The sequence below is a fragment of the Oleiphilus sp. HI0132 genome, assembly GCF_001635845.1.
The window spans coordinates 1-1,229 of record NZ_LWGJ01000124.1 but is presented as its reverse complement, the minus strand read 5'-3'; the positions used below and the strand labels follow the sequence as shown (position 1 = coordinate 1,229).

Annotated in this window: 1 protein-coding gene; it reads right to left on the bottom strand. The window is 48.8% G+C overall.

The genetic code is table 11. The features are described from left to right. A partial coding sequence (locus A3766_RS01590; RefSeq protein WP_156508604.1) for a DUF5011 domain-containing protein occupies positions 1 to 1,229 on the bottom strand: 1,229 nt, incomplete at both ends.

The following is a 1,229-nucleotide window of genomic DNA, read 5'->3' as shown; positions in this document are numbered from 1 at the left end:
GTTGCCTGAGGCGTCACTAACGTTGTAAGTAAGGGTATAGCTTCCACTTACGCTGGTATTAACTGCACCACCAAGCACAATGTTGGAGCTTAAGTCACCATCAATGGCATCTGATGCCGTAGCACCCGCATCCGTGTATGTCGCGCCTTGCTCTACATTAACTGTAGCGCTGCCAAGTAGAGTAATCACGGGGCCGGTTCTATCGGCAACGATTACGTCTCTGGTAACCGTGGGTGCAGCATTGCTTTGTAGGTCGGTAACGTTGTAAGACAGGGTGTAGGTACCCGCGATATTCGCATCGACTGTCCCACTAACGATGATGGATGCACTTAAGTTACCATCTACAGCATCCGTAGCGGTAGCGCCAGCATCTGTGTAGGTGGTTTGTAGTTCAGGCAGGGTAGGGTTGTCGCCATTTAGTGTTATGGTTGGTGCGCCAGTATCCACAGCATTCACTGTTCGTGTAGTGGTTGCTGCAGCATTTCCTGATGAATCGGATACATTGTAGGTAAGCGTATACGTGCCTTGTGTATTGGCATCGACTGTTCCTGTGACGCCAATACTTAGACTGATATCTCCATCAATATTATCGCTAGCGCTAGCGCCAGGATCGACGAAGATTGTTCCTACTTCGTGATCTAAGGGGTTGGCTCCAGCAAGGGTGATAAGTGGGGCTGTTGTATCGCTTACGATTACAGTTCTACTCGCCTGAATAGCGGGGTTTCCAGCGGCATCGCTAACATTATAGTGAATGGTGTAGTTACCAGCGGTATTTGTATCAACTGCGCCAGTGGTAATGATATTTACGCTAATATCGCCATCTATGATGTCTGTTGCGGTCGCTCCGGCATCGCTATAAACCGTTCCTTGTTCAGCGTTAACGGTGCTGCCTCCAGTAATCGTTATTACTGGAGCTGTTCTATCAGCAACGATTACATCTCTGGTTACCGTTGTTGCAGCATTACTTTGGGAATCATTTGCATCATAGCTAAGTGTGTAAGTTCCGGCGATATCCGGATCGACTGACCCAGTCACTGTGATTGAAGCGCTTAGGTCGCCGTCTGCTGCATCTGAAGCGGTCGCACCAGCATCTGTGTATGGCGTCTGTAGTTCGTGTAGCACTGGATTGTCACCAATAAGTGCAATAGAGGGTACTCCAGTATCCACGACGTTTGCAGTTCGAACTACGGTTGCTGCTGCGTTACCAGATGAGTCAGAAACATTATAGG